The following is a 1623-nucleotide window of genomic DNA, read 5'->3' as shown; positions in this document are numbered from 1 at the left end:
TCTTGAGTGTAAGGAAACTGGGCACTACTCAGGGCCCGGCCTCGCTGCCGATGATGTTCCACGATGGTTCCTGATGATGCCGTTGTCCGGCTGGTGAACGATCAGTCAGACTCGCTGAGGTGGTGCATGAACGGCAGCGAAGAGCTTCTCCCACGCCTGTTGCCAGGGCCATGCCTCGGGCAGGTGCAATCGGATTCGACGGGCACTCGAGGCGATCCGGGCCGGGACGTTGACAAGTTTGTCCCGGATCGTCGCGGTGCGGGCCTTGCGGAACCTTCCCGCCGCCAGTACCCCGGCGGTCCGGGTGAGGTTGTAGGCCATGACCGCGGCGGCCAACCAGGCACTGTTGGCTCCGAAGTGCCCCGAAGGCAAGTGCGCCAGGGCACTGTTTTTCAGGTCCGCGTTCACCTGCTCGATAACCGCATGGCGGCGGTGGGTCTTGTCCATGACGACGGTGCCCATGGCTTCCATGGACACGGTGGTGAAGAACGCGTGGAACCGATGGGCATCGAACAAGGTTGGTTGCCCGTCGGTTGCCTTCGGATTCAGCTCCGGAATGCGGCGTACCACCAGTCGGCCGGGAACCCGGTCGGCCTTCTTCCGGGAGGAGAAAGCGGTGAAGTCAATTTCGGCGACCTCGGCTTTCGAGATCCAGGCACCGGCGGTCTCGTCGAAGATCGCATCGGTGTATTCGATGCTTTCCCACGCGGCCTCCTCGATTCCGGAGATGGCGCGTTTGACCGCGGAGTCCATGCGCGCCGTCACCGAGACATCGGCACCGCCAGCCAGAGCCGTGGAGATGACGGCATGGCCGTAATACGCGGAGTCGAAGCGGCAGAGCACTGGCGATTCGGCATGGATCCGTCCCAGGGTCGCCAGGGAATCGGCAACGAGACGTTTGGCGCCACGCGCCGAGTTCGCGGCCCCTTTGCGCAGGCGCTGGGCCAGGATCACCGGGGCAGTATCGGCGGTGGAGGCGATGGCCAGCACCGCGTTGAGCCCACGGACCCCTGAATATCCGTACCCGGAGCCCTGCTTGGCATAGCCGTGGACCTCGATGATCGTGTCATCGACATCAACGAACACGAACTCCTCGGCACCAGGATCGCCCAACAGCGGTGCCCTGTTTGCGAGGTTTCCCAAAAAACGAGAGGCAACGGCGTCGAGCTGGCGGACGTGCCCGAAGGAGAAGGACCGCAAGAAGGATCCCAGGGTCGAGGGGGCGTAGCAGGAGCCGAAGAGCCGTTTCATCCCGCCGTGGCGCAGCACGGTCATGTCATCGATGGAATCGGCTCCGGCGGCCATCCCGGCAACCAGCGCTGCGGTCTTCGCGCCGGCGTTGGCACCTTTGTCGGTCGGCACGCTCAGCTGCCTGTCCGCCAGCTCATGCAGGCCAGAGTCGCGGGCCAGTTCCATGACCGGGACCAGACCTGCCGCCGCGATGAGGTTCGGTTCGTCGAACGCGGCTGACAGGGCCGTGGGAGTGTGGGAAACTTGCATCTGCGAGATGCCCTTCTTCTTCAGGAAATTTGTACTGTCGCAAGTCCAATTATCCTTGAAAAGTCGGGCATCTCCGCGTTAATGACGTCCTGCTTCACCGGCTCCCATCGGTGGATCGAGGCT

1 protein-coding gene is annotated in these 1623 nt (G+C 63.4%); it reads right to left on the bottom strand.

The features are described 5' to 3' along the window. Nucleotides 1-105 precede the first annotated feature (105 nt). Nucleotides 106-1500 carry an IS1380 family transposase gene (locus ACT3S6_RS15850; RefSeq protein ID WP_102598821.1) on the bottom strand — a complete coding sequence of 465 codons (1395 nt, stop codon included), beginning with the start codon at nucleotides 1498-1500 and terminating at the stop codon, nucleotides 106-108. Between the last annotated feature and the right edge of the window lie 123 nt (nucleotides 1501-1623).

It is taken from the genome of Arthrobacter sp. AOP36-C1-22, from assembly GCF_052377515.1.
Taxonomy (GTDB): Bacteria; Actinomycetota; Actinomycetes; order Actinomycetales; family Micrococcaceae; genus Arthrobacter_H.
The sequence above is the reverse complement of the archived record's forward strand: the minus strand, read 5'-3'. Positions and strand labels throughout refer to the sequence as shown.